The following is a 24,913-nucleotide window of genomic DNA, read 5'->3' as shown; positions in this document are numbered from 1 at the left end:
TGTTTGCGTGTTCCGTCGGTTCCGTCTGTGCTTCATGACGTCGCTGGTGGCCGCCGCCGCCATGGTTTCGTCGCTGGCGTTTGCCCAGGCTGCAGGCAGCCCGGCCCCGCGCTCCCACCGCACCAACGCCTTCAACGATCCCTTCGTTCAGGTCACCTCTGCCATCCCGCAATGCCCCGTGCCAGAAGGCCCGCTGTACACCGAGGCCGAGGTGCGCGAACTGGCGCATGTGCGCTCGCAGCACGGCGGCAGCTGCCACCGCGTAGGGCGTTGCCGCCTGCCCAACTCGTACCTGTACGACGCTGAAATCATTCCGCGCGTGTTGCGCTATATCCAGCAAGACGGCCGCTTTGACGACACCAGCGTATGGGTGCTGGGCGAGCGGCGCCTGGTCACGCTCAAGGGCTGTGTGCAGTCGCAGGCGCAGTCCGACGCGCTGGAGAAGGCCGTGTGGCTGGTGGACGATGTGATGGGGGTGATCAACTTGTTGCAAGTGGGCACGGATGCGGCGGCGGCGCGGTATCCGCTGGTCGTGCCACAGTAGCCCTGACACGCGGGGACGAGATGGCGGCGCATATTGCAGGCGCAGCGATTGCGCAGCCGTCCTCACCCGCGGCCAGACCACCGGATTGCCCGGAGGTTGATAAAAATTGGACGGCCCCTCCGAGCCGCTGCGCACCTTTCTGCCACCCCCTCGCACGCAGCAAGCGAAGCGCCGCGTACGCGGCTTGGCGGCCCTTGCTTGGGGCACTCGCTTGGGTTGCTCCAGCTGCGGAGGCCGAGGGCGGTGCTTGCACAGCACGGCAGAGCTGTTCCTTCCTCAGCGCGCGGGCTGCAGCATGATGATCGCCATGCCCGCAAGCGCCATCAGCACGCCCGCCACATCCCAGGGCGTGGGACGGACGCCATCCACCGCCCACAGCCAGGCCAGTGCCACGCCGATGTAGACACCGCCGTAGGCGGCGTACACGCGGCCTGCGCCGGCAGTGTCATGCAGCGTCAACAGCCACGCGAACAGCGCCAGGCTCAGCGCCGCAGGCAACAGCAGCCACATGGGCTTGCCTTGTCTGAGCCACAGCCAGGGAAGGTAGCAACCCACGATTTCTGCGAGGGCCGTGGCGACAAAAAGCAGCAGCGTGTTCAGCATGGCGCGGGGGGCTGTGTGGCTGTGTGGCTGTGTCGCTCGGGGCGGCTGGGTAGGTGGCCAGCCACTGGCGCAGCGCAAGCTCGCCCTTGGGCGTGAAGTGCACCACGCGCGAACCTTGCGCGCGGTGTGCCCAGCCTCCCTCAAACAGGCGCTGCAGCAGCGCAGCACCCAGCGCGCCACCCAAGTGGTGACGGCGTTCGCTCCAGTCCAGGCAAGGGCGGCACAGCATGCGCCGCTGCAGCGCCAGCGTGGAGGTGTCGATCCCCACCTGGGCAAACCACTGCGCACCGGCGGGCGTTACGGCCGCACCCTGGGGCGTGGCCTGTAGCAGTCCCTGGCGTACCAGTGCCTCGTAGAACTGCACGCCCACTTCGCCGGCCAGGTGGTCGTAGCACATGCGCGCGCGGCGCAGGGCCGGCTCGCGCGGGCTGGAGCGCAGGCGCACGGCGCCCGCCCGGAAGGCCACGTTCATCAGCGATTCGAGCAAGTGCGCCACGTCGCGGTCCGCCAGCCGGAAGTAACGGTGGCGGCCCTGGTGTTCGACGGTCAGCAGGCCTGCATCCAGCAACTTGGCCAGGTGGGCACTGGTGGTCTGCTTGGTCACGCCCGCAATGTCGGCGAGCTCGGTGGCGGTGAGGGCGCGGTCGGTCATCAGTGCAGTCAGCACTTCGGCGCGCGCGCTGTCACCGATGAGCGCGGCAATGCGCGCGATGTGAGGTCCGTCTTTCATGGTTCGATCTTGGGCGAACCATCAACGAGCGTCAAGCGCCTATCGTTGAAGCCTTGTTCAACCCATATGCATTGCGCACTACGCAACCGCGTCACTCACCATGATCACCTGTTTCATCCGCTACGAAATCGACCCCTTCCAGCGTGACCTGTTTGCCGACTATGCGCGTCGTTGGGGCCAGATCATTCCGCGCTGCGGCGGCCACTTGCTGGGGTACTTCTTGCCGCACGAGGGCAGCAACTACGAGGCCTGGGGATTGATCGGCTTTGAATCTCTGGCCGCCTACGAGGCCTACCGTGCACGGCTGCGCACAGACCCCGAAGGCCGTGCCAATTTTGCGATGGCGCAGGACAAGCGCTTCATCCTGCGCGAGGAGCGCACCTTCACACAGGGCGTGGAAGGCACGCTGGGTCTGCCCGCCCACCGCCTGGAGCCTGCCGCATGATGGCCGTGATCTTCGAGGTGGTGCCCGCCCCCGGCCAGAAGGACGCCTACCTGGACGCGGCCGCCGCGCTGCGTCCTGTGCTGGAACAGATGGACGGATTCATTTCCATCGAGCGCTTTCAAAGCCTGAGCGAGCCCGGCAAGCTGCTGTCGCTCTCGTTCTGGCGTGATGAAGACGCCGTGGCCCTCTGGCGCCAGCAAGAGGCGCACCGCGCGGCCCAGCATGAAGGACGCGCAGGCATCTTTGCGGACTACCGCCTGCGCGTGGCGGCCGTTGTGCGGGACTACGGCCTGCACGAGCGCGCGCAGGTGCCGCCGGATGCGCGCGCGGCGCACGGATGACGCGCGAAGCGGCGTCGTCCTAGGTGTTTTGCCGCGCGGCCTCCAGCGCCAGCAGCAGGTACTGCGCCAGCCGCTTGTGCGTCAGGTCGTCGACGGACCGCAACTTCAGGTGCCTGCGCCCCTTGCCCGCGCCTTCCAGAAGGCCAAAGGGGTCGTTGATGCGCGCGCCTTGCCCAAACTCCACCGACACATGCCCCTGGTACGCGAACACACCGCAGAACGACACCCCCTGCGAAGCAAACAGGATGCCGCCGTACTTCACCTCCTCCGTGGGCGCCTCAAAAGGCGGCTGCAGCACCAGGGCGCGCACGGCTTGAACCATGGCGTACTGGGTTTCACCGAGGAAGCGGATGTCTTCAAGCAACGCGGGAACAGAACGGTTGGCCATAGGGCGTGTGTGAGAGCTGCAGATAGGGCGCAGCGTAGGCGAAGTTGCTGACAACGGGGTGGCAGCAGGGAAGACAAGCCGTTTTTGGATCGGGGGCGCTGTTCTCCAGGATCGTTGCTTCAGTGGTCAGGCCGTGCTCCTGCCCCGCGATAGCGCCGACCGTGCCAAAAAGGCCAGCAGGTCGGCGGGGGTGTAGTCTGCGGCGGAGTGGTGGTGCCAGAAGCGGATGGAGAGGTCGCGGAACGCCATAGGCGTGTTGTTGGCAGCGGCTTGCACCGCCTGTCCATTGCCGGGTACCCGCGTTTGCTGGTGCTCAGCGGCCATTGGTTCTTGGGGTGTAAGGGTTTGCCGGTTCAACGTGTTTCGCAGGCAGGTGGCCTCAGCCCGGATGTAGTCAAAACGGTCGTGCTGCAGAGTGTTCAACAGGTCGTCGACGGGGGTTCCGGGTGGGCAGGGGGCCGTGTCCTCGATCGCTTGCAGCGCCGCCCATCGGCAGACGCCCTCGGGTGCTTCGGCGAGCCACTGGATGCGTCGCCAATGGGCACCATCGTCCCACCTCAACCAGCGGATCTCGAACAGGAGGTGGGGTGTCAGCAGTGGGTCTGTGTCGCGCCGTTCCTCCAGGACGCGGATGAGGCGATCCGCGCTGTCGGGGTAGCACAGTTTTCCGAAGGTGTAGGCCGCCTGGGTGCGGAGATGAAAAACCGGCGCACGCAGGCACAGGTCGAGTGCGTCGAACAGGCCTGAGCCCGGCAGCTGTGCGCGGAATGCGCGCGTGATCTCTTGCCGCAAGAGACCGATGGAGACGTCACGAATGAACAGGACGGCGTCATCGAAGCTCTCTGTCTCCAGGCTGCGCACGAGGCGGACGGCGGTAGCGACAAGCGCAGCAGCCCCGTGGCGCACCAGGGCTGCCTCGATATAGGCCTCGTCCTGAATGTGGTCCAGGTACGAAGCAATGACGGCTTCGGGTGTGGTCATGGTGTGTCCCTGCATGGGCCGAACCCACGGCCACTGGAACGGGCGAGGTGAGCCTGAGCGCCCTGCGACCCCAGTGTGCTACCAGAATTTTAGAAAATTCGCCGTTTGCGCCCGACGGTATTGTGCTTTTTGCTATAAATAAAATAGCAATTACAGGGCGAAGATCTTCCCCGGATTCAGGATGTTCTTCGGGTCCAGCGCCCGCTTGATGGCGCGCATCATGTCCACCGCGCCGGTGCCGGTTTCGTCCAGCAAGAAGCCCATCTTGTGGATGCCCACGCCATGCTCGCCCGTGCAGGTGCCGCCCATGGAGAGGGCGCGGGCGACCAGGGTGTGGTTCATGGCTTCGGCCTTGGTGCGTTCTTCGGCGCTGTTCGGGTCGATGAGGTAGCCGAAGTGGAAGTTGCCGTCGCCCACGTGGCCGACGAGGAAGTAGGGGATGCCGCTGGCTTCCACTTCGTCTACCGATTCGAGCAGGCAGTCGGCCAGGCGGCTGATGGGCACGCAGGTGTCGGTGCTGATGGCGCGGCAGCCGGGGCGGCTTTGCACGGCGGCAAAGTAGGCGTTGTGCCGGGCGGTCCACAGGCGGGTGCGTTCTTCGGGCGTGCTGGCCCACTCAAAGGCCTGGCCGCCGAACTCGCTGGCGATGTCTTGCACCATCTCGGCCTGTTCCTTCACGCTGGCGGGCGAGCCGTGGAACTCCATCAGTAGCATGGGCTCTTCGCGCAGGGTCAGCTTGCTGTGCGCGTTCACCATGCGCACGGTGTGGTGGTCGATCAGTTCCACGCGGGCAATCGGCACGCCGATCTGGATGGTCTGGATGGTGGTGCGCACGGCCGCTTCGATGCTGGGGAAGGAGCAGATGGCGGCGCTCACGGCCTCGGGCAGGGGGTACAGGCGCACGGTGATCTCGGTCATGATGCCCAGGGTGCCTTCGCTGCCCACCATCAGGCGGGTGAGGTCGTAGCCCGCGCTGCTCTTTTTGGCGCGGGTGCCGGTGTGGATGACTTCGCCGCTGGCGGTCACCACCTCCAGCGCCAGCACGTTCTCGCGCATGGTGCCGTAGCGCACGGCATTAGTGCCGCTGGCGCGCGTGGCGCTCATGCCGCCAATGCTGGCGTCGGCACCGGGGTCGATGGGGAAGAACAGGCCCGTGTCCTTGATGGCTTCGTTCAGTTGCTTGCGCGTGATGCCCGGCTGCACCGTCACCGTGAGGTCTTCAGCGTTGATGCTCAGCACGCGATTCATGCGGCTCACGTCGATGCTGATGCCGCCCTGCACGGCCAGCAGATGGCCTTCGAGCGACGAGCCTGCGCCGTAGGCAATCACAGGCACGTTGTGATCGCTGGCGAGCTTGACGGCGTCTGCCACGTCCTGCGTGCTTTCGGCAAACACCACGGCGCTGGGCGGGGGGGCCTGCAGCGAGCCTTCGTCGCGCCCGTGCTGCTCGCGCACGGCCTGGGCCAGCGAACACTGCGCACCAAAGCGGGCCTGCAGCGCATCAATGAGTGCCTGGGGCACGTCGCGCAGTTGGATTTCAGGCAGCAGGTGAGCGGCGGCGGTGGGTGCGTTCATGGTGTGTGTCTCCGGTGAGGGCGGTCAGTGAGAAGCATTCTAGATTCGGCCCTGTTGCCGGGCGCTGGGCAACTGGCAACGGGCCCGCCTGGGGGGAGGGTATTCACGGGCTTGATGGTCCGTGTTTGCATAAATACATTACGTTTGAAATGTATATTGTGAAGGTGCCATGAACCACCGTGTTTCCCCGAAGGCCGGAGTGCGCCGCACGCATGCCGAGCGCAGTGCCGCCACGCGCCAGCACCTCATCGCCACGGCCATCGACGTGATTCAGCACCGCAGTCTGGAGGAGATGTCCATCCACGAGCTGGCCAAGTCGGCGGGCATGACGTCGGGCGCGGTGCAGCACCACTTCGAGTCGAAAGCGGTGCTGATGATGAATGTGCTCAGCGAGCTGATCGAGTCCACCGTGCGCTCGGGCGAACTCTGGCCCAGCCCTGCGCAGCCAGCGCGCGAGCGGGCCGCGAAGTTTGTGCAGGCGGTGTGGAGCCTGGTCTATGCGCAGCCGCGCTTCATCGTGGCCTGGAACATCTACCTGGGTTGCCGCAACCAGCCCGAAGTGCTGGGCCACATTGCGGAGCTGCGCCAGAGCGTGCAGGCGCGCATGCACGAAGGCTTCTTCGGCGCCTTCCCCGAACTGGCGGCAGAGCCCGACCGCGATGGCCTGCTGGGCCTAGTGCTGTCGTCGCTGCGCGGGCTGGGGCTGCTGCAGTTGTTTGCCCCCGCACCGCCCACCGTGCCCGATGCTGCCCAGCAGGCGCAACTGGACTGCCTGGCCGACTGGATCGCCACCCGGTGCGAAGCCGCTGCTGTGCCGCCAAAGGCGCGCACACGCCGGCGCTGAGGCCCCTCTTAGTCTGCCCGTGGGGTGTGCGGCATCTCCCGCCTGCACGTTACTCAACCCGGGCGCCCCCCGCAGAAAACATCAACAGGAGACACACCATGAACTCAGCCCCTACGCGCGCTCCGCGCCTCCTCGCGCTCGCCGCACTGGCCTGCGCTGCTGGCAGCGCCCTGGCACAGCAGCCCGCAGCCTACCCGGCCAAACCCATCCAGCTCATCGCCCAGCAGCCGCCCGGCAGCGGCTCGGACGCGATGACCCGGGTGTGGGCCGACTGCGCCGCGCGCGAGCTGGGTCAGCCCGTCGTGGTGCAGAACAAGCCCGGTGCTAACGGCATCCTGGCCGTCAACTACCTCAAGGTCCAGCCTGCGGATGGCTACAACCTGCTGAGCATTGGCATGTCGCAGATGACCATCACGCCGTATGTCTACAAGCAGCCACCCTACGATCCGCTGCGCGACTTTGACGGCGTGGCCGTGCTGGGCACATCGCCGCTGGTGCTGGCGGTGCCAGCGGGGCAGGGCATCGGCTCCCTGGCCGAGTTGCAAAAGCTGGCCCGTTCCACGCCAGGAGGTATCAACTTCGGATCGCCGGGCAAGGGCAGCCCAGCGCACCTGCTCACGTCGGCGTTGGTGGACAAGCTGGGCGTGCCCGGCACCCATGTGCCTTTTGTGGGTGAGGGCGCGGGCCTTACCGCGCTCATGGGCCAGCAGATCCATGCGATGACGTTGGTCATTGGCACAGCTGCAGCGCAGGTCAAGGCGGGCAAGCTGGTGCCGCTGGCGCTGTTTGGTGCGCAGCGCTCGCCGTTGCTGCCCGATGTGCCCACCATTGCCGAAGCCATGCCCGCCGCCAGCGACCTGGCGCGGCCCGCATGGATTGCCGTGGTGGCCAAGGCCGGTACACCGCCCGAGCTGCTGAACCGGCTCAATGCTGTCACGGAGAAATGCCGGGGCGGCGATGCACAGTACAAGTCCCGCCTCGAAGCCATGAACGTCACGCTCACTGCCACAGCACCCGGCGATGCCCGCGCCTGGGCGGCGCGTGATGCCGCTGTGTGGCGCCCGCTGATCGACAAACTGGGCCTGGCCACGGAATGACGAAGAGCACAGCGGCACCACAAGTCACGCTGCCTCACGGCGGCCAGTTGCGTGGCCTGTGGGACCAGGGCGTGCGCGTGTTCCGTGGCATGCATTACGCGCAGGCGCCACGCGGCGCGCTGCGCTTTGCGGCGCCGGTGCCGGCCTCGCCATGGTCCGGCGTGCGCGATGCCACTACGTTCGCGCCCATGGCGCCGCAGCTGGCCCGCACCGCGCGTGCCGAAGCGCCCATGCTGGGGGGCGAGGATTGTCTGGCCGTCAATGTGTGGGCACCGCCCGCCGAACCCGGCGCGCATCTGCCCGTCATGGTGTGGGTGCATGGCGGCGGCTTCTTTCGCGGTGCGGCCAGTGAGCCGCTGTACGACGGGGCGGCGCTGGCGCGGCGGGGCGTAGTCCTGGTGTCGGTGGAGTACCGGCTGGGCATTGACGGGTTTTTGCACTTCGAGGGCGAGGAGCAGGCTGCGCCCGCCAATCGCGGCTTGTTGGACTTGCTGATGGCATTGCAGTGGGTGCGCGACCACGTCCATGCCTGGGGCGGCGATGTGTCGCGCACCACGGTGTTCGGCCAGTCGGCCGGTGCTGGGGCCTTGGCTTGCCTGCTGGGTATGCCCGCGTCGCGCGGGCTGTTTCAGCGCACCATCCTGCAAAGCCCCAGCGTGGCGTGTCAGAGCTTGCAGGAGGCTGCTGCCGCACGCTGCGCCGTGGCCGTGCTGGCGGGTGTGGAGCCCACCCTGGCTGCATTGGGCGCGGCGCCGCAGGCTGCTGTGCTGCACGCCGTGCACCGGCTGGCGTCTGAGCCCGCCCTGCGGCAGCAGTACGGACTGGGCGGGCGCAACTTCTTTCCCTTGCGGCCCGTGGTGGATGGTCAGGTTCTGACAGCGCCGCCGCTGCAGGCGCTCGCGCAGCAGTGGGCAGACCAGCCGCCAGACCTGCAGGTGTTGGTGGGCAGCAATTCGCAGGAGATGCGCCTGTACCACGTGCCCGGCGGTGCCATTGACCGGGTGACAGAGACGCAAGTGCATGCCTTTGCGCAGGATGTGGGCCTGGACGCAAGTGCCGTAGAGGCCTTGCGCATGATGCTGCCGCCCGCGCAGCAAACGCCCGGAGAGCTGCTGTGTGCGCTGCAGTCCGACTTCTACTACCGGGTGCCCGCCCTGCGCATTGCCACGCTGGCCAGCCAGTGGGCCCGCAGCGCCCATGGCTATGAATTTGCCTGGCCCTCGCCCCAGTGGTGGGGGCGCTTGGGCGCTGCGCACGGGGTGGAGCTGCCGTTTGTGTTCGGCAATCTGCACACCCCGACGGGGCACGAACTCGCGGGGCCGATGCCGCCCGTTGCGTTGGCCGAGGCCCTGCAGCAGCACTGGGTGGCGTTTGCCCAGGGTGGCGACCCCGGATGGGCGCCGTATGCGGGCGCGCAGCCGCCGGTCCAGCACTTCGGGGCGTCGCCGTATTGCGCACCCCACCAACAGCCTGCGCGGTTTGCGCTGTGGAATGGCATCCTCTAGGGCTCTGCTCCCAGCAGCCGCGCCCCGGGGTACCGCAGCAGCCGAGGGCTCGCTACACTGACCCGGCGTTTGTCCGCGACTGACCAACTACCGAGAGAGGGATTGCCATGGCTTCAGCCAATGTGGGAGATTGCCTGTCGGGTGCCTGGGGCACCTTCAAGAAAAACGCCATCACCCACGTGGTGTGCACCTTGCTGGTGATAGTGGTCGCTGGCATCAGCGCTGGCCTGCTGGCCGGGCCCATGATGGTGGGCTACATGCGCATGATCGAGCGTGAGACGCGCGGCGAGACGGTGCAGATCGGCGATGTCTTCCGGGGCTTTGATGATTTTGTGCCCGCCTTTGTGGCCGGGCTCATCAGCTCGCTGGTTGTGTCGCTGGGCTTCATGCTGTGTTTCATCCCCGGCCTGCTGGTCATGGCGCTGCCCCCGGTGGCACTGTTCCTCGTGGCGCGCGGCGAGCGCGATGGCGTGGCTGCTTTCAACCAAGCCTGGAGCATCGTGACCAAGAACCTGGGCGCGGCGTTTTTCTGCTCGCTGGTGCTGGGCATCGTGGGCTCGCTGGGTTTCCTGCTGTGCTGGGTGGGCGCGCTGCTGACACTGCCGCTGTCCACCATCGGCTCCTACTACATGGCACGCCAGTTGGTGGGCGATGAGCCGGTGGCCCTTCCTCCCCTCTGAGCCCGGCCCCACGGTGGCGCCTGTGGGCCGCATGCCCGCCTGGCAGCCGCTGGACCGAGACGCGCGGCAGCTGCGGCTGGCGCTCGGCCTGGGCTGGCCGCTGGCCATGGCCGCCACGCCGTGGTGGCTGGGGCAGGGCGGGCTCGGCCTGGGCTGTGGGTTTCGCGCGCTGACGGGCGTGCCCTGCCCGCTGTGTGGTGGCACCCATGCGTGTGCGGCCCTGGTCCAGGGCGATTGGGCCACCGCCTGGGCCGCCAACCCGGGCGCGCTGGTGCTGCTGCTGTGGCTGGCGCTGCTGGCAGGCCAGGCTGTGGTCGAAGGCGCCCAGGGCCGCCGCCGCGTGGCGCGCTGGCCGTGGTGGCACCCAGCGGTTTGGACTGCCGTGGGCGGCGGTCTGGTGGTGTCCTGGCTCTCGCGCCTGGCCGGGCTGGTGTAGCGGCTTGCCGGGCCCTGTGGGGCTTTTGTATTTCCCTCTTTTGTTGGGTGGCGGCCTTTTGCGGCTATCCGGGCGACCTGTACAGCGGACGGCCCGCCAACGCCTGCACCACATGCAGGCACCTCGGCCTCTTTGGCGGGTGCCCCGCAACGGCGTGCATCGTTGCGGGGCAAGCGACCCCGTTGGTGCACAGCCTCCGTGCGCCAGGCTGGTGCATTCAACTTGTATACCAGTTGGCACGGAACCTGCGATACCGCAGGCAATGACCACCGCCACCGAGATCAGCAACCGCATCATCGAAGCCGTGATGGCGCAAAAGCTTGCGCCCGGCTCCCGCCTGGGCGAGCAGCAGCTGGCCATGCTGTTTGACTGCAGCCGCACCATCGTGCGCGAGGCGCTCACACGGCTGGCCACGCGCGGCATCGTCACCGTCAGTGCGCGGCGCGGCTGGTATGTGATCGAGCCGTCGCAGGACGAAGCGCGCGAGGCCTTTGAGGCGCGCCGTGTGATCGAACTGGGCCTGCTGCACCAGCTCAAGGTGGTGGACAAGGCCGCGCTGCGCCAGCTCAAGAGCCACCTGCAGCGCGAAAAGGCGGCGCTGGCGGGCTCCGATGTGGGCATGCGCAGCTTTCTGCTCGGTGACTTCCATGTGTGCCTGGCCGAATGCCTGGGCAACGGCTTGCTGGCCGACACACTGCGCGACTTCACGGCGCGCACCACGCTGATCGCCATGCTCTACCAGTCGTCGCACGATGCAGCGCAGAGCTGTGCCGACCACGTGCGCATCGTCGATGCGCTGGAGGCGGGCGACATCGCCCGCGCCGAGGCGCTGATGTCCGAGCACATCGGCACCGTGCAGTCGGCCCTGCGCCTGCAGGCCAGCAGTGACCCGCTGGCCGGGCTGCGCGATGCGCTGGCGCCCGTGCGCAAGAGCCCTGCACAAGCCACACCACCGGCCCGCCCGCGCAAGCCCCGGGCTGCCACCAAGAGTTCCATCCCCCCAGCGTCTGACCCAGACGCACCCGCCGACGCATCCACCTACCTAGGAGCCCTGCTATGACCACCGTCCGCACCGTCACTTCGTCCACCCGCCGCCTGACCCTGGGCGTGCTTGCCGCCACAGGCCTCGCAGCGGCCCTGATGGCGCCTGCCGCCTACGCGCAAAACGCGCTGGACAACGTCCTCAAGGCCAAGGAAATCAAGATCGCCATCCCCACCGACTACCCGCCCTACGGTTTTGTCGGCACCGACCTCAAGCCCCAGGGCCTGGACGTGGAGATGGCCAACTACATCGGCGCCAAGCTGGGCGTGAAGGTCGAGCTGATCCCCGTGACCAGCGCCAACCGCATCCCCTACCTGCAAACGCAGAAGGCCGACCTCGTGATCTCCACCTTGGGCAAGAACCCCGAGCGCGAGAAAGTGATCGACTTCACGGCCGCCTACGCACCGTTCTTCCAGGCCGTGTTTGCGAGCAAGAGCCTGAACATCAAGAGCTTTGCCGATCTGGCTGGCAAGAGCGTGGCCGTGACGCGCGGCGCCATGGAAGACCAGGAGCTGGCCAAAGTCGCGCCCCCCGGTGTGGACGTGAAGCGCTTTGAAGACCACGCCGCCAGCATTGCGGCCTTTGTGTCGGGCCAGACGCAGGCCATTGCGACCAGCGCATCGACGGCGGGCACCATCATGGTCAAGAACCCCAACCTGGCCACCGAATACAAGCTGCTCCTCAAGGACAGCCCGAACTTCATCGGTGTGGCCAAAGGCGAGGACAAGCTGCGCCTGCGCGTGAACGAAATCATTGCCGAGGCCCGCAAGTCGGGCGACATCGACAAGCTGTCCAGCAAGTGGCTGGGCCGCCCTGCGGGCGACCTGCCCCTGTGATGCTGCGCACAGGATGAACTGCTGAAACCCAAGGGCCTGCGGCGCGACAAGCGGCGCAGGGCACAAGCATGCTGATTGCGCTCGATTTTTCTGCCGTCTTCGCGTCGTGGCCTTTGCTGGTGCGCGGCGTGGCCTGGACCATAGCCCTCACCATCGTGGGCACCGTGCTGGGCCTGCTGCTGGGCACGGCCTGCGCCTGGGCGCGTGCGCGCAACCTGGGCCACCGGCCCACCGCGCTGCGCTGGGCCGTGGCCAGCTATGTGGAGCTGGTGCGCAACACGCCCTTCATCGTGCAGTTGTTCTTTCTGTTCTTTGGCCTGCCCGCACTGGGGCTCAAGCTCTCGCCCGAGTTCGCATCGGTGCTGGCCATGGTGATCAACCTGGGCGCGTATTCGGCCGAGATCATCCGTGCAGGCATTGAGGCCACGCCGCGTGGGCAGATCGAGGCGGCGCACAGCCTGGCACTCACGCCGGGCCAGACCTTCCGCCGTGTGGTGCTGCCGCCTGCGCTGCAAAAGGTGTGGCCCGCCATGGTCAGCCAGATCATCATCGTGATGCTGGGCTCGGCCGTGTGCGGGCAGATCTCCACGCCCGAGCTGAGCTACGCCGCCAACCTCATCTCCAGCAACACCTTCCGCGCGTTCGAGGCCTTCATTCTGGCCACTGCCGTGTACCTGGTGCTGTCCATGCTCACCCGCCGCCTGCTGATGTGGGTGGGCGCACGTTTCTTGGTCGGGAGGTAAGCCGCCATGGTCGAGTTCTCTCTGTGGGACATCCTGCGCAACCTGCTGTTGGCAGCGCGCTGGACGGTGTCCCTGTCCCTCATCGCCTTTGTCGGAGGCGGTCTGGTGGGCCTGGTGCTGCTGGTGCTGCGCCTGTCCAAAGTGCGTGGCGTGGACCGCGCGGTGAGCACCTATGTGCAGGTGTTTCAGGGCACACCGCTGCTGATGCAGCTGTTCCTGGCCTACTTCGGCATTGCGCTGTTCGGTATCAAGACCTCGCCGTGGACGGCTGCTGCGGTGGCGCTCACGCTCTACACCAGTGCCTACCTCACAGAGATCTGGCGCGGCTGTGTGGCCTCCATCCCCAAGGGGCAGTGGGAGGCGGCGCAGAGCCTGGCGCTCAACTTTGGCGAGCAGCTGCGCCATGTGGTGCTGCCGCAGGCGCTGCGCATTGCGGTGCCGCCCACGGTGGGCTTTCTGGTGCAGGTCATCAAGGGCACGGCGCTGGCTTCGGTCATCGGCTTTGTGGAGCTGACCAAGGCGGGCAGCATGATCTCCAACGCCACCTACAAGCCCTTCCTCGTCTACGCCTGCGTGGCGCTGCTGTATTTTGTTTTGTGCTTCCCGGTGAGCCTGGTGGCGCAGTCCCTTGAAAGGAAACTCCATGGCAATCGCCGCTGAAGCCGCCGCAACCAAACCCGCCCCTGCGCACGACGGCATCGTGGTGGGCGAGCCGCCCATTGTGGACATCACCGCGCTGCGCAAGTCCTACGGCAGCAACGAAGTGCTCAAGGGCATTGACCTGAAAGTGCAGCGCGGCGAGGTCATCGCCATCATCGGCAAGAGCGGCTCGGGCAAGAGCACGTTGCTGCGCTGCGTGAATGGGCTGGAGGAGTTCCAGGAAGGCGCGCTCAGCGTCAACGGCCAGAAGCTGCTGCACGACAGCCCCGCCGCCATGCGCGCGCTGCGCCAGCAGGTGGGCATGATCTTCCAGAGCTTCAACCTGTTTCCGCACCTCTCTGTGGGCCGCAACATCATGCTGGCGCCCACGCTGGTGAAGGCGCGCGATGCCAAAACCGCCGAGGCGCAGGCGCGCCAGCTTTTGGCGCGCGTGGGGTTGGGCGAAAAGTTTGACGCCATGCCCGACCAGCTCTCGGGCGGACAGCAGCAGCGCGTGGCCATTGCGCGCGCGCTGGCCATGGAGCCGCAGGTGCTGCTGTGCGACGAGATCACCTCGGCGCTCGACCCCGAACTGGTGGGCGAGGTGCTGCGCGTGGTCGAGTCGCTGGCGCAAGAAGGCATGACGCTGATGATGGTCACGCACGAGATGGCGTTCGCCCGCAAGGTGAGCGACCGCGTGATCTTCATGCACCAGGGGCGGGTGCACGAGCAGGGCACACCTGCCCAGCTGTTTGGCAGCCCGCAGACGCCGGAGCTGCAGCAGTTTTTGTCCTCGCTGCACGACTGACCGACAGGACAAAAATCCCGCCTGTGGTCTGGAGGGTTCCAGTACAGGCGGGAGCGGGGTCAATAGGCGGCTATGTCAAACCATTTGGCTGATGGGTTTGAATACCAAAGCCGCAACCTGGGGACTGTGTGTCAGGACAGTAGACCTTTCTCGAACTCGGTGGGCGAGAGGGTGCCATTGTGGTCGGCGTCCAGGTCCTTGAATCGTTGGCTGATGGCTGGCAATTGGGCGGCTTCCTTTTCGCTGAGCTTGCCGTCCTTGTCGGCGTCTGCGCGCTGGAATGCGGTGGTCGCCGCCTTGGAGGGATTGCCAGTGCCTGGGCCGTACGAGTATGGGACTTCTGACGGGGAGGCGGTTTTTCCTGGTGAAGAGGTTTGTGCCTGCAAGGCACCCACACCCCCCAGAGAGAGGGCGGCGAAGAGCATCACGCTGCGTGTGTCGAACGAGTAGTTGCGTCGTTGCTGTGCTTTCATGGTGAGCCTGGCTCCTTTGAAGTTGAACAGACTTTCATTGCACCGCAGCAAGGCGGGTAACGCCAGCACTCTTGCCTGCTGTTGCCTCACTCAACATTTGCCAGCGTGGTGTAACGCTGCAGGGCTGGTTTGTATGGGTATGTACCTTGGATGTAGCAAGACGTGTGCGTTCTTCGCACTCCGCACCGTCCTCCATACGCGCCGGGGGCGAATACGCACAAGGTGACACGCACAAGGCCGCTGGCGGACAATCGCGCGCTGGCCGGTGCCAAGGCGCTGGCAACACCACCGCAGTTCGACCCATTGGCCTTGCGCGATGGATCGATGTGCCATCGACTCTCCTCTGACCCACCCACCACAAGGCAGCACCATGGGCAACCGACTCACAGAAATCGCCACGCGCACCGGCGACGCGGGCACCACCGGCCTGGGCAACAACCAGCGCGTCTCCAAGAACAGCCTGCGCATCCACGCCATGGGTGATGTGGATGAACTCAACTCCCACATCGGCCTGCTGCTGTGCGAGCCGCTGCCCGCCGAAGTGCGCACCCTGCTGGTCGAGGTGCAGCATCAGTTGTTCAACCTGGGTGGCGAGTTGTCGATCCCGGGTTTTGAGCTGCTCAAGGCCGAAGCCGTGCTGGCACTGGACGAAGCCCTGGCCCACCACAACGCCGCGCTGCCGCGCCTGCAGGAATTCATCCTGCCCGCAGGAACGCGCGCCGCGTCACAGGCCCACGTGTGCCGCACCGTGGCCCGCCGTGCCGAACGCGCCGTGGTGGCGCTGGGCACCGAAGAGGCCTTGAACGACGCGCCGCGCCAGTACCTCAACCGCCTCTCCGACCTGATGTTCGTGCTGGCCCGTGTGCTAAACCGCATGGATGGCGGGGATGACGTGTACTGGAAAAGCGAGCGACTGGCGCAGCAGAATGCTACTGAATAGATAGCTATCAAGGCATGATGGTCGCGCGGTAACGGCCTATTTGCCTTGAATTTCCAACCGCCTTTGAAACCGGCGCGCCCCAGGCCAGGGATGCCGAGCAAGGGCCGCCCCGCAGCGAGGGCATCGTCCCCCTTCCCGAATCGCGCCAGCGATTCGAGAGAAGGGGGAAGGCACGAAGTGCCTCAGGGGGAAGTCCTCTACCGGGGTGCGAGGATCGCCATCGTCAGCCGCGACACACAGGTCAGCTCACCCGCTTCGTTGTGCAAATCGATGTGCCACACATGCGTGGTGCGGCCAATGTGCACGGGCTTTGCGGTCCCGGTCACCCAGCCGCTGGTCGCAGAGCGCAGGTGGTTGGCGTTGATGTCCAGGCCCACGGCGCGGTAGCCCTCGGGCAGGGTGTAGTAGGCGCCGGTGGAGCCCAGCGACTCGGCCAACACCACGCTGACCCCGCCGTGCAGCAGTCCGAAAGGCTGGGTGGTGCGATGGTCTACCGGCACCCGGGCGCGCAGAAAATCGTCACCCACCTCGACAAACTCAATGCCCAGGTGCTCTACGGCGGTGTTGCGGTTGGCGGCCTTCAGCAGGGCCAGGTCGATGGGTTTTTTCCAGATGGGCATGGTGTTCAAGGGGCGGCTGGGCCAAGTCAGTGCAAGCCGCTGATTGTGCCAATGCCCGTGGCCCCGCCCTGTGCCGCAGGTGCCTAGGAGCCTGTCGGACTTGGAAGTCGTCGGCTGCAAATCGGCCGCAGCGGTCCATTTTTTACCGTCTTTTTGCCCCATAGCCGGGCTATGGGTCTGCAAATCCGGCAAAAACTGTCCTCGCTGGGGCCGATTCTCGCTATCGACGCTCCAAGTCCGACAGGCTCCTAGCCTCAGCCCACAAATTTCCCGTTGGCGCCCATCACCCCCAGGTCCAGAAAGCGCGAGCCCACATAGGGTGCACCGCTGGCGTAGTCGATGGACAGGCCACCCAGGTCGCTGCTGCGGATGCTGGCGAGCGCGTTGCGCAGCTTGGCACGGGTCAGGTCGCGGCCCGCGCGCTCCAGGCCTTCGGTCAGCACACGCGCGTTCACATAGCCTTCAAAGCTGCGGGCTGAAAACTCCTGGTAGCCCAGCGCGCGCATGGCCTTCTGGTAGTCACGCACCACGGCCACGCTGGTGCGGGCCGCGTCGGGCAGCACCATCGACAGCGCAATGCCCGATGCCTTGCCGCCCAGCTGGCGCAGGTTGTCGCCCGACAGCGCCACGCTGGTGGCGGCCAGCGGCGTGCTGGGCGAGACTTTCTTGAACTCGTTGACCAGCGTGGCGGTGATGTCGCCCGCCGTGCCCAGCAGCACTGCGTTGGGCTTGGCGGCCACGGCCTTGCCCACCACGTCGGCCACCTGGGCGCCTTGGGGGTCGAGCTTGAAGGCCTTGGGCGCGGGCTGCTTGGCGGCGACCATGGCCTTGGTCACGTCGGCCAGAAACTCGCGGCCAAAGGCGGTGTCCTGGTACACGATGGCCAGGTCGGTGATGCCCATGGACACCAGCTTTTGGGCCAGGCGCTGGGCCTCGTCGGTGTAGCTGGCGCGCACGTGGAACACCGAGCGGTACTCGGCCTTGCGCAGCGATGTGGCGCCGCTTTGCGGGGCCACGTAAGGGATCTGCGCCTCGTCCACCAGCGGCAGGATGCGCTGGTTGTTAGCCGTGCCCATGCACGAGATCAGCGACACCACGTTGGCATCGGCAATCAGCTTGCGAACATTCTCCTCGGAGCGCGCAGCGTCGTAGCCGTCGTCCATGGCTAGCAGCTTGATCTCGCGGCCGTGGATGCCTTTGGCATTGGCCTGGGCAAACCCGGCATCCAGTCCTTGTTTCAGTTCCTTGCCCAGGCTGGCCAGCGCGCCGCTGGTGCCCAGCGAGCAGCCAATGGTCACGCTCTTGGCGTCCATCGGGTCTTGCACGCCCACGGCGCGCGACGGGGTGGCAAGCAGCAGGCCGGTGCTGGCGGCCACAAGGGATTGGGTGAACTGACGGCGTTGCATGGTGAAAAAATCTCGCAGACAAAAGGACACCAGCCCCGGACAGGGGCTGGTGGAGGTGGGTAGGGAGGTCGATAGACCTAGGGTTAACCCTGATTTTATCGGGCCATGCTGGCAATGGGCTGTCGAAGGCCTATGACCCTCATTACCCCCATCGCCCCACGGACCATGTCGCGACGCGGGCGCGCGCTCTTACGCTGCGCTGGCCGGGTCTGCGGGCTTGCGCATGCTGCCCGTCTCCACATACCGCTGGTGCCACGACAACGCCTCGCCCAGCAGGTGCGGCGTGTGCTGGCCCACGGCGCCGCGTTTGGCGCGGGCCACGTAGTCGTGCAGGGCAGGGCGGAAGTCCGGGTGTGCGCAACGGTCGATGATGATTTCGGCCCGCTGCGTGGGCGAGTGGCCGCGCAGGTCGGCCAGCCCTTGCTCCGTGACGAGGATCTGCACATCGTGCTCGGTGTGGTCCACATGCGAGGCCATGGGCACGATGCAGGAGATGCTTCCGTTCTTGGCCAGCGACGGCGTCATGAAGATCGACAGGTAGGCGTTGCGTGCAAAGTCGCCCGAGCCGCCAATGCCGTTCATGATGGCCGAGCCCATTACATGCGTGGAGTTCACGTTGCCGTAGATGTCGGCCTCGATCATGCCGTTCATCGCGATCAGGCCCATGCGGCGGATCAGCTCGGGGTGGTTGCTGATCTCCTGCGGGCGCAGCACGATGCGCTGCTTGTAGTAGTCGATGCGGTCGTTGAAGTCCTGCATGGCCGCAGGGCTCAGCGACAGCGCCGTGGCCGAGGCGCTGGCCAGCTTGCCCGAGCGCAGCATGTCCAGCATGCCGTCCTGCAGCACCTCGGTGTAGGCCGTGAGGTTCTCGAACGGGCCATTGTTCAGCCCCGCCAGCACCGCGTTGGCAATGTTGCCCACGCCCGACTGCAGCGGCAGCAGGTCTTTGGGCAGGCGGCCCTTCTTCACCTCGTGCTGCAAAAACTCGATGATGTGGCCCGCGATGCGGTTGGAGGTGTCGTCGGGCGCGGCGTACACGCTGTTGCGGTCGGGCTGGTTGGTCATCACCACGGCAATCACCTTGCTCGGGTCGCAGCGCAGGTAGGGCTCGCCAATGCGCTCATCAGGCCGTGTCATGGGGATCGGCTTGCGGTGCGGCGGCCGGTCGGTGCCGTAGTAGATGTCGTGCATGCCCTCCAGCTGCGGGTTGTGCCAGGCATTCACTTCCAGGATGACCTTGTCGGCCTGGTCCAGCCAGGTCTTGTTGTTGCCCACCGACGACGACGGGATCAGCCGCCCGTCGGGCAACACGCCCGCCACCTCGACCACGGCCACGTCGAGCTTGCCCAGAAAGCCAAACCACACGAACTGCGCCACGTGCGACAGGTGGATGTCCACATACTGCATCTGCCCCGCATTGATCTGGCGGCGCACCGTGGGGTCGGACTGGTAGGGCAGGCGCATCTCGATGCCGTCCACCTGGGCCAGCGCGCCGTCCAGCTCAGGCGCGGTGCTGGCCCCCGTCCACAGCCCGATCTTGAAACCATGGCCTTGCGCGTTCAGGCTTTCGATGCGGCGCGCCAGCGCGCCGGGCACGGCCTTGGGGTAGCCCGCGCCGGTGAATCCGCTCATGCCCACATGGGCACCAGCGGGGATCAGGGCGGCCGCTTCATCGGCGGACATGGTGCGGGAGAGAAAGTCGGGGTACAGCACCCGATCGGCCAGGGACATGAACAAACTCCGCAAAAAAGAAAAGAGGCCACCCGCCCGGTGAGCGGATGGCCCCGTGGACAAAACCCAGGATGCTAGCCTTCGTTCCTTACAAATTAAGGGTTAACCCTTACGTATGCATTCCGGTCTACGAAGTTACGCCGTTTTGCGGTTGAGCAGCGCGTACAGCAGGATCGCTCCAAACGTGGCGGTGCCGATGCCGCCCAGCGCGAACTGGCCGAACTTGAGCGTGAAGTCGCCCGTGCCCAGGATCAGCGTGATGGCCGCCACGATGAGGTTCTTGTTCTGCGAAAAGTCCACCTTGTTGTCCACCCAGATCTTGGCGCCCGCCACCGCGATCAGGCCAAACACCACGATGGACACGCCGCCCATCACCGGCAGCGGAATGGTCTGGATCAGCGCGCCGAACTTGGGCGAAAAGCCCAGCACCAGCGCAAACACACCCGCCAGCAAAAACACGGCGGTGGAATAGATCTTGGTCGCTGCCATCACGCCGATGTTCTCGGCATAGGTGGTCACGCCCGTGCCGCCCGCGCTGCCGCTCACCATGGTGGCAATGCCGTCACCGATGAACGCGCGGCCCATGTAGCGGTCCAGGTTCTGGCCGGTCATGGCCGTCACGGCCTTCACGTGGCCCAGGTTCTCAGCCACCAGGATGATGGCCACGGGCGCAATCAGCAGCATGGCGTTGCCGCTGAACTGCGGGGCCGCAAAGTTCGGCAAACCAAACCACGCGGCGTTGGCCAGCGCGGTCAGGTCCATCGGCTTGCCCAGGCCCAGGCCGTTGGTCAGCACCGCATAGATGATGCTGGCCACGATCAGCCCCACCAGGATCAAGAGGCGCTGCACCATGCCGCGCGTGAGCACGGCCACCAGGCCCACGCTCACAAAGGTCACCACCTGCATCCAGCTGTCAAAGTTGCTGGCGGCCATGTTCTTGATGGGGATGCCCGCCAGGTTCAGGCCAATCACCGCCACCACCGAGCCCGTGACCACGGGCGGCATGAAGCGCTCGATCCAGCCCGTGCCAATGGCCTGCACCAGCGCGCCGATGAGCGTGTAGACCAGGCCACACGCAATGATGCCGCCCAGTGCCACGCCAATGTTGGCGTTGGGCCCTTGGCCCGCATAGCCCGTGGCCGCAATCACCACGCCGATGAACGCAAAGCTCGACCCCAGGTAGCTGGGCACCTTGCCGCCGGTGACGAGGAAGAAGATCAGCGTGCCGATGCCGCTCATCAGGATGGCCACGTTCGGGTCAAAGCCCATCAGGATTGGCGCCAGCACCGTGGCGCCAAACATCGCAATCACGTGCTGCACCCCCATCACCGCCGTCTGCGGCCAGGGCAGCCGCTCGTCCGGCGCGATCACGCCGCCTTGTTGCAACACCTCAGCGCTTTTCACGCGCCAGTTCATGAATCCCATGTTGTCGGTTCCTTGTTATTGAGGCGTGGATGCTAGTGGATGCGTGATGACGGTCGGCGACTCAGGGCCTGATCGTCAACAGGCTCCCTGCGCATGGGCGGCATCGGCCGGAGGCCGGGTTAGCATTTGGGCCACCACCCGCTCTGCCCCCCGAGGGCACCGCCGCCATGCACCACCTGCCGTCCTGCCCCTCCTGCCGCCAACCCATGCAGGCCCACCGTTTTGCCAGCAACCTGGGCGACTCGCTGGAGCTGGACATCTGCTTTGCCTGCCAGGGCCTGTGGTTTGACCGGCACGAGAACCTCAAGCTCACACCCCATTCGGTGGTCGAGCTGTTTCGTCTGCTGCACGAGCACCGCGTGGACCAGCACCAGCCTCTGGCCGACAGCATGGCCTGCCCGCGCTGCAACACCAGCCTGGCCAAGGGTTTTGACGTGGTGCGCAGCGGCCGCTACATGGTGTACCGCTGTGGGCGCCAGCATGGGCGGTTCAGCACCTTCTCGTCCTTCATGGTCGAAAAGGGCTTTGTGCGCCACATGACGCGCCCCGAGATCGACGACCTGGCCCAACGTGTGGGCGCCATCTACTGCACCAGCTGCGGCGCCCCTGTGGACATCCGCAAGGACCACGCCTGCCCCTATTGCCGCGCGGCGTTCTCCCTCATCGACCCCCAGGCCGTGGTGCGCGCCATGGAGGGCTACGCCCAGGCGGGCGCCCGCGCCAAGGCCTCTGCAGCAACGCCTGCATCGCCCGTGGACATCGGCGATGCCCTGGTGGCCCTGGAGCGAGACCGCACCCGCGCCGAACGGGAGCGCCAAAAGCGCGCGTTCACCAGCAGCAGCGATGCGGATGACAACTCGTTCACCGGGGACTTGCTGGCGGCAGGGGTGGCGCTGGTGTGGGCACTGGTGAAGGACTAGAGAATTCAGCGCCTCGCGGGCGGCAAGCCCCGCCAGCGCATTGACATACCGCAGCATGCGCTGCGGCCATTCGCGACAGACTGGGGCAAACCGTTCAGAATGGGCGAGGCCTGCGCCCTGGGCCACACCGCATTCCACGCAACCGTGGCGCCCGCTGCCACTGGAGGAGCGCTCCGTGCCGCAGTCCCCCACCCGACGCACAGCCCGATCGCCGCGCAGCCCTGCGCCACCGGCGCGTGCGCCCCGCCGCACTGGCAGCCTGCTGCAGCGCGCACAACTGCCCCCCGTGCCCAGCACCTTGCTCATCCCGTTGGCCGCGCGTGCCCATGGGGGCCGCTATTTCCCCTGGCTCGACTGCCACGACGCCGTGGCCCAGGCGTTGCTGACCCAACTGGGCGCCGATGTGAACAGCACCCTGGACGACCTGCCCACGGTGCTGCATGTGCTGTGGCGCACCCGGGCCATCAAGGAGGCGGGGCGCGCCTTTTTTGCCGAGCATCCGCAGGCCCTGGGCGTCAATCTGGGGTGTGGGCTCACGCACCACTTTCAGTGGCTGGACACGGGGGCCAACCAGTGGCTCGATGCGGACCTGCCCGCAGTGATGGCGCTGCGCAAGCCGCTGTTACCCCTGCCATGCCCGCGCGTGCGCCATGCCGATCTGGACCTGTCGCAACCCGGCTGGTGGCAGCGGCTGGGCCTGCCTGTGCAGCGCAATGCATTGCCGGTGCTGCTGGTGTGCGAAGGCGTGCTGATGTACCTGCAGCCCACCCAAGTGCACGCCGTGCTGGCCGAGTTTGCGCAGCACGCGCCGCCGGGCTCGCGCATGGTGCTGGACGTGATGACGCGCCAGGCCGTGGGTTGCGCGGCCCGCCACGCCAGCGTGGGGCCTACGGGTGCAGAGTTTCGGTGGGGCGTGGGCCGCATGGCAGAGCTGGCGGCCGTGCACCCGCGCCTGCGGCTGCTGCGCGAGCAAAGTGTTGCGGAGGGCTATGGCTGGGCGGGTATTGCCATGGACATGTTGTGGCGCCCCTGGCTCGGTGCGCCGCTGTATGGCCTGGCCACGCTGGGGGTAAGGGACGGCTCCCCCTGAGCCGCATCGCGTCGTCCCCCTGAGGGGGCCGTCACCCGTGGCCTGACAAAGCCAGTTCCACGGTGGCGCGGGCGTGGGGCGCGCCCGTTGCAGAGGTTGGCTACGGCCTGAGCGCCAGTGCGCGCATCCATTGGGGTGCCTTGCCCGTAAGCTGGCCCACGATGGCCGCCTGCAGCGGCGGCAGGCGGCGCGCGCCCTGCAGCACCAGTTGCCTGAGCAGGCGCGGCACTGGGCGGGCGTCGGTGTACAGCCGCACGATGGCGTTGGTGCCCTGGTAGATGGGCCAGGCGTGGCGGTGGTGGCCTTGGGCATAGGGGGCCAGCGCGTCGGCGCTGCCAATGTCCTGCCCCCGCTGGCGCGCGCTGACCAGCGCGGCCGTGAGCCGCTCCACCCCCGCCAGCCCCAGGTTGTAGCCATGCGCCGTGACCGGGTGCATGCCCACGGCGGCGTCGCCCAGCAGCGCGCAGCGGTGGCCTGCAAAACGCTGCGCATACACGGCCACCAGCGGGTAGGCGTGGCGTTCGCCCACCAGCGCCATGGGGCCCAGCCGGTCGTTGAACTGGGCCTGCACCTGGGCGGCAAAGGCCTCGGGGTTTTTTGCCATCAGCGCGGCCGCATCGGCCGCGCCCGCCGTGACCACCACCGAGCACAAGGGGTGCCCGTCTTGGGGGTCATTGGGCAGGGGCAGCACGGCCAGCGTGCGGTCGTAACCAAAACACTCGTGTGCCACACCGCCGTGGGGCAGTGCGTGGCGCATGCGGCAGACGATGACGGTGCGGCCAAAGTCGGTCATCTGCGCGCCCAGGCCCAGCTGGCGGCGCGTGGCCGAAAAGCGGCTGTCGGCGGCCACCAGCAGCGGGGCGGTCAGCCGCTGGGGCGGGGCGCTGACAGCCGGTGGCGCGCCTGCAGGACTGGTGGGGACATAGTCCAGCTCCGCATGCCCGGCCAGCGCGGCCACGCGCGTGACCTGGGCGCTGGTGACGAGGTGGACCCCAGGCGTGCGCGCCGCCTCGGCGTAGGCCGTGCGGCGCAGCGCGTGGTTGGGCACGATAAAGCCCAAGGCGCCGGGGGCTGAAACGTCGCCGTGGGTGCCGCTGGCCGCGTTCAGCTGCAGCGCACTGTGCTGCCCCAGCGGGCCGTCGTGCACCTGCGCTTCGCTGATGGCGCCCACCTCATGGTCGGCCAGCAATGCCCAGGTGCCCAGGCGTTGCAAAGTGTCGCGGCTGGGGTGGGTGAGGGCGATCTCGCGGCCATCAGGCGCAGGCGCGGCCAGCGCGCTGTCGCTCTGCTGCTCCACCACGGTGGCGGTGAACCCGGCCTGCGCCAGGGAGATGGCCAGCGACAGGCCCGCCGGGCCTGCGCCGACGATGAGCACGTCGCTGTGGTGTGTGGTCATGGCTGGATGGATGCGGGGTGACAAAGCGCCTGCCCCGGGGCGGGGAGGCCGCGCGCCATTGTGGGCGGGCGGGTGCTGGCAGGGTTTGCCCTGCATCAAGCCGTGGCGTTTTGTGCTATCTATTTGATAGCTTCTCGGGCATATGGTTCTAGCGCTTGATGGCCAAAACGCTTGTATGCCTGCATATTAGTCCTTGGCCGCCTTGCGCGGGGTTTTGGTGGACTTCTTCTTGGCCGGGCCTGACTTCTTGCCGCGCAGGTGCAACACCCAGGTGACCAGCAGCCACAGGTAGCCCGCCGGGATGCTGTACGCCGCAAAAGCCGCCAGCGACAGCGGTGGCGCGGTGATGGAGCGCGGGTTGGCAATGGTCTCCAGCAACTGGCGCGTGCCGGTGCCCAGCGCGGGCGTAGCGTGCTGGCTGCCCGAGCGGGCCATGAGGGCGCCCATGAAGGTGAAGAACTCCATCAGCAGCGCGCCAATCAGAAAGCAGGCCAGCAAGGCCAGCAGCTGCGCAAACGCCCGCCGGTTGCCTTTGGCCAGGAACACGATGGCCGACACCAGCCACAGCACGGGCAATAACAGGACCAGGGCGGGCCAGGCGGACAGGAGCATTTGCATGGAAGGAGGCGTCGTGGGGTGGGGGCGGTCGGTTGCTGCAGGACGGGCGGTGCTGAA

27 protein-coding genes and 1 pseudogene are annotated in these 24,913 nt (G+C 66.7%); 16 read left to right on the top strand and 12 right to left on the bottom strand.

Going from position 1 to position 24,913, the window contains the following annotated elements:
• Nucleotides 1–61: 61 nt before the first annotated feature.
• Entirely contained in the window at nt 62–544 is a 483-nt protein-coding gene (locus OIN59_RS01140; protein WP_274107149.1) for a BON domain-containing protein, read from the top strand.
• Nucleotides 545–820: 276 nt separating this feature from the next.
• Here the strand turns inward: OIN59_RS01140 and OIN59_RS01135 are convergent, their stop codons facing one another.
• Together OIN59_RS01135 and OIN59_RS01130 are read right to left on the bottom strand one after the other, a co-directional pair.
• Nucleotides 821–1,144 (bottom strand): YnfA family protein, encoded by a 324-nt coding sequence (locus OIN59_RS01135; RefSeq protein ID WP_407655048.1) that lies wholly within the window; start codon nt 1,142–1,144, stop codon nt 821–823.
• Nucleotides 1,145–1,154: 10 nt separating this feature from the next.
• A pseudogene (locus tag OIN59_RS01130) lies at nt 1,155–1,877 on the bottom strand (ArsR/SmtB family transcription factor); the annotation flags it as partial.
• A 100-nt stretch (nt 1,878–1,977) separates the two neighbouring features.
• Between OIN59_RS01130 and OIN59_RS01125 the strand changes: the two are divergent.
• Both OIN59_RS01125 and OIN59_RS01120 read left to right on the top strand, forming a co-directional pair.
• Complete coding sequence (locus tag OIN59_RS01125) at nt 1,978–2,322, top strand: NIPSNAP family protein (protein WP_274106269.1); 345 nt, start codon at nt 1,978–1,980, stop codon at nt 2,320–2,322.
• Nucleotides 2,319–2,663, top strand: a complete 345-nt coding sequence (locus OIN59_RS01120) for an antibiotic biosynthesis monooxygenase family protein (RefSeq protein WP_274106268.1) — start codon at nt 2,319–2,321, stop codon at nt 2,661–2,663. Before OIN59_RS01125 ends, OIN59_RS01120 begins: the two co-directional genes overlap by 4 nt.
• A gap of 19 nt (nt 2,664–2,682) precedes the next feature.
• On the opposite strand, the gene OIN59_RS01115 is transcribed toward OIN59_RS01120, so the two are convergent.
• The 3 genes from OIN59_RS01115 to OIN59_RS01105 all read right to left on the bottom strand — a co-directional run bounded on the left by OIN59_RS01115 (nt 2,683) and on the right by OIN59_RS01105 (nt 5,607).
• Complete coding sequence (locus OIN59_RS01115; protein ID WP_274106267.1) at nt 2,683–3,051, bottom strand: DUF1801 domain-containing protein; 369 nt, start codon at nt 3,049–3,051, stop codon at nt 2,683–2,685.
• A 126-nt stretch (nt 3,052–3,177) separates the two neighbouring features.
• Nucleotides 3,178–4,032, bottom strand: coding sequence for a hypothetical protein (locus tag OIN59_RS01110; RefSeq protein WP_274106266.1), 855 nt, complete (start codon nt 4,030–4,032; stop codon nt 3,178–3,180).
• Between the two features lie 150 nt (nt 4,033–4,182).
• Complete coding sequence (locus OIN59_RS01105) at nt 4,183–5,607, bottom strand: FAD-binding oxidoreductase (RefSeq protein WP_274106265.1); 1,425 nt, start codon at nt 5,605–5,607, stop codon at nt 4,183–4,185.
• 169 nt (nt 5,608–5,776) lie between these two features.
• Between OIN59_RS01105 and OIN59_RS01100 the strand changes: the two genes are divergently transcribed.
• From OIN59_RS01100 to OIN59_RS01055, 10 genes are all read left to right on the top strand, one after another.
• Complete coding sequence (locus tag OIN59_RS01100) at nt 5,777–6,451, top strand: TetR family transcriptional regulator (RefSeq protein ID WP_274106264.1); 675 nt, start codon at nt 5,777–5,779, stop codon at nt 6,449–6,451.
• Between the two features lie 98 nt (nt 6,452–6,549).
• Nucleotides 6,550–7,548 carry a Bug family tripartite tricarboxylate transporter substrate binding protein gene (locus tag OIN59_RS01095; protein WP_274106263.1) on the top strand — a complete coding sequence of 333 codons (999 nt, stop codon included), beginning with the start codon at nt 6,550–6,552 and terminating at the stop codon, nt 7,546–7,548.
• Nucleotides 7,545–9,053 (top strand): carboxylesterase/lipase family protein, encoded by a 1,509-nt coding sequence (locus OIN59_RS01090; protein WP_274106262.1) that lies wholly within the window; start codon nt 7,545–7,547, stop codon nt 9,051–9,053. The genes OIN59_RS01095 and OIN59_RS01090 overlap by 4 nt, the downstream gene beginning before the upstream one ends.
• 107 nt (nt 9,054–9,160) lie before the next feature.
• Nucleotides 9,161–9,733, top strand: coding sequence for a hypothetical protein (locus OIN59_RS01085; RefSeq protein WP_274106261.1), 573 nt, complete (start codon nt 9,161–9,163; stop codon nt 9,731–9,733).
• A complete protein-coding gene (locus tag OIN59_RS01080; RefSeq protein WP_274106259.1) occupies nt 9,705–10,169 on the top strand; it encodes a DUF2752 domain-containing protein in 465 nt (154 codons plus the stop codon). Before OIN59_RS01085 ends, OIN59_RS01080 begins: the two co-directional genes overlap by 29 nt.
• A 262-nt stretch (nt 10,170–10,431) precedes the next feature.
• Nucleotides 10,432–11,229: a GntR family transcriptional regulator gene (locus OIN59_RS01075; protein ID WP_274106257.1), complete on the top strand. Its 798-nt coding sequence runs from the start codon at nt 10,432–10,434 to the stop codon at nt 11,227–11,229.
• Complete coding sequence (locus OIN59_RS01070; protein WP_274106255.1) at nt 11,226–12,047, top strand: transporter substrate-binding domain-containing protein; 822 nt, start codon at nt 11,226–11,228, stop codon at nt 12,045–12,047. The genes OIN59_RS01075 and OIN59_RS01070 overlap by 4 nt, the downstream gene beginning before the upstream one ends.
• A gap of 68 nt (nt 12,048–12,115) precedes the next feature.
• Nucleotides 12,116–12,790, top strand: coding sequence for an amino acid ABC transporter permease (locus OIN59_RS01065; RefSeq protein WP_274106253.1), 675 nt, complete (start codon nt 12,116–12,118; stop codon nt 12,788–12,790).
• A 6-nt stretch (nt 12,791–12,796) separates the two neighbouring features.
• A complete protein-coding gene (locus OIN59_RS01060; protein ID WP_274106251.1) occupies nt 12,797–13,450 on the top strand; it encodes an amino acid ABC transporter permease in 654 nt (217 codons plus the stop codon).
• Nucleotides 13,434–14,237, top strand: coding sequence for an amino acid ABC transporter ATP-binding protein (locus OIN59_RS01055; RefSeq protein WP_274106249.1), 804 nt, complete (start codon nt 13,434–13,436; stop codon nt 14,235–14,237). The genes OIN59_RS01060 and OIN59_RS01055 overlap by 17 nt, the downstream gene beginning before the upstream one ends.
• A 131-nt stretch (nt 14,238–14,368) precedes the next feature.
• Here OIN59_RS01055 and OIN59_RS01050 read toward each other — a convergent pair whose 3' ends face one another.
• On the bottom strand, nt 14,369–14,710 hold the full coding sequence (locus tag OIN59_RS01050) for an EF-hand domain-containing protein (RefSeq protein WP_274106247.1): 342 nt from the start codon (nt 14,708–14,710) through the stop codon (nt 14,369–14,371).
• A 370-nt stretch (nt 14,711–15,080) separates the two neighbouring features.
• Between OIN59_RS01050 and OIN59_RS01045 the strand changes: the two genes are divergently transcribed.
• Nucleotides 15,081–15,650 carry a cob(I)yrinic acid a,c-diamide adenosyltransferase gene (locus OIN59_RS01045; RefSeq protein WP_274106245.1) on the top strand — a complete coding sequence of 190 codons (570 nt, stop codon included), beginning with the start codon at nt 15,081–15,083 and terminating at the stop codon, nt 15,648–15,650.
• A gap of 197 nt (nt 15,651–15,847) precedes the next feature.
• On the opposite strand, the gene OIN59_RS01040 is transcribed toward OIN59_RS01045, so the two are convergent.
• From OIN59_RS01040 to OIN59_RS01025, 4 genes are all read right to left on the bottom strand, one after another.
• On the bottom strand, nt 15,848–16,270 hold the full coding sequence (locus tag OIN59_RS01040; protein ID WP_274106243.1) for a hotdog fold thioesterase: 423 nt from the start codon (nt 16,268–16,270) through the stop codon (nt 15,848–15,850).
• 254 nt (nt 16,271–16,524) lie between these two features.
• On the bottom strand, nt 16,525–17,676 hold the full coding sequence (locus OIN59_RS01035) for an ABC transporter substrate-binding protein (protein WP_274106241.1): 1,152 nt from the start codon (nt 17,674–17,676) through the stop codon (nt 16,525–16,527).
• A gap of 189 nt (nt 17,677–17,865) precedes the next feature.
• Nucleotides 17,866–19,407, bottom strand: a complete 1,542-nt coding sequence (locus OIN59_RS01030; protein WP_274106239.1) for an acetyl-CoA hydrolase/transferase family protein — start codon at nt 19,405–19,407, stop codon at nt 17,866–17,868.
• Between the two features lie 135 nt (nt 19,408–19,542).
• The gene (locus tag OIN59_RS01025) at nt 19,543–20,832 is read right to left on the bottom strand and encodes a solute carrier family 23 protein (protein WP_274106237.1); all 1,290 of its coding nucleotides are present in this window, start codon (nt 20,830–20,832) and stop codon (nt 19,543–19,545) included.
• A gap of 167 nt (nt 20,833–20,999) precedes the next feature.
• Here OIN59_RS01025 and OIN59_RS01020 point away from each other — a divergent pair, with 167 nt between their 5' ends.
• Together OIN59_RS01020 and OIN59_RS01015 are read left to right on the top strand one after the other, a co-directional pair.
• Nucleotides 21,000–21,752: a zf-TFIIB domain-containing protein gene (locus OIN59_RS01020; RefSeq protein WP_274106235.1), complete on the top strand. Its 753-nt coding sequence runs from the start codon at nt 21,000–21,002 to the stop codon at nt 21,750–21,752.
• A 175-nt stretch (nt 21,753–21,927) separates the two neighbouring features.
• Entirely contained in the window at nt 21,928–22,842 is a 915-nt protein-coding gene (locus tag OIN59_RS01015; RefSeq protein ID WP_274106233.1) for a class I SAM-dependent methyltransferase, read from the top strand.
• A gap of 100 nt (nt 22,843–22,942) precedes the next feature.
• On the opposite strand, the gene ubiM is transcribed toward OIN59_RS01015, so the two are convergent.
• Together ubiM and OIN59_RS01005 are read right to left on the bottom strand one after the other, a co-directional pair.
• The gene (gene ubiM / locus OIN59_RS01010; protein WP_274106231.1) at nt 22,943–24,238 is read right to left on the bottom strand and encodes a 5-demethoxyubiquinol-8 5-hydroxylase UbiM; all 1,296 of its coding nucleotides are present in this window, start codon (nt 24,236–24,238) and stop codon (nt 22,943–22,945) included.
• 186 nt (nt 24,239–24,424) lie between these two features.
• Entirely contained in the window at nt 24,425–24,856 is a 432-nt protein-coding gene (locus OIN59_RS01005; RefSeq protein ID WP_274106228.1) for a hypothetical protein, read from the bottom strand.
• Between the last annotated feature and the right edge of the window lie 57 nt (nt 24,857–24,913).

Source organism: Acidovorax benzenivorans (assembly GCF_028680575.1).
Taxonomy (GTDB): domain Bacteria; phylum Pseudomonadota; class Gammaproteobacteria; order Burkholderiales; family Burkholderiaceae_C; genus Acidovorax; species Acidovorax benzenivorans.
Note: the sequence above shows the minus strand (reverse complement) of the source record. Positions and strands in the feature narration are given on the sequence as shown.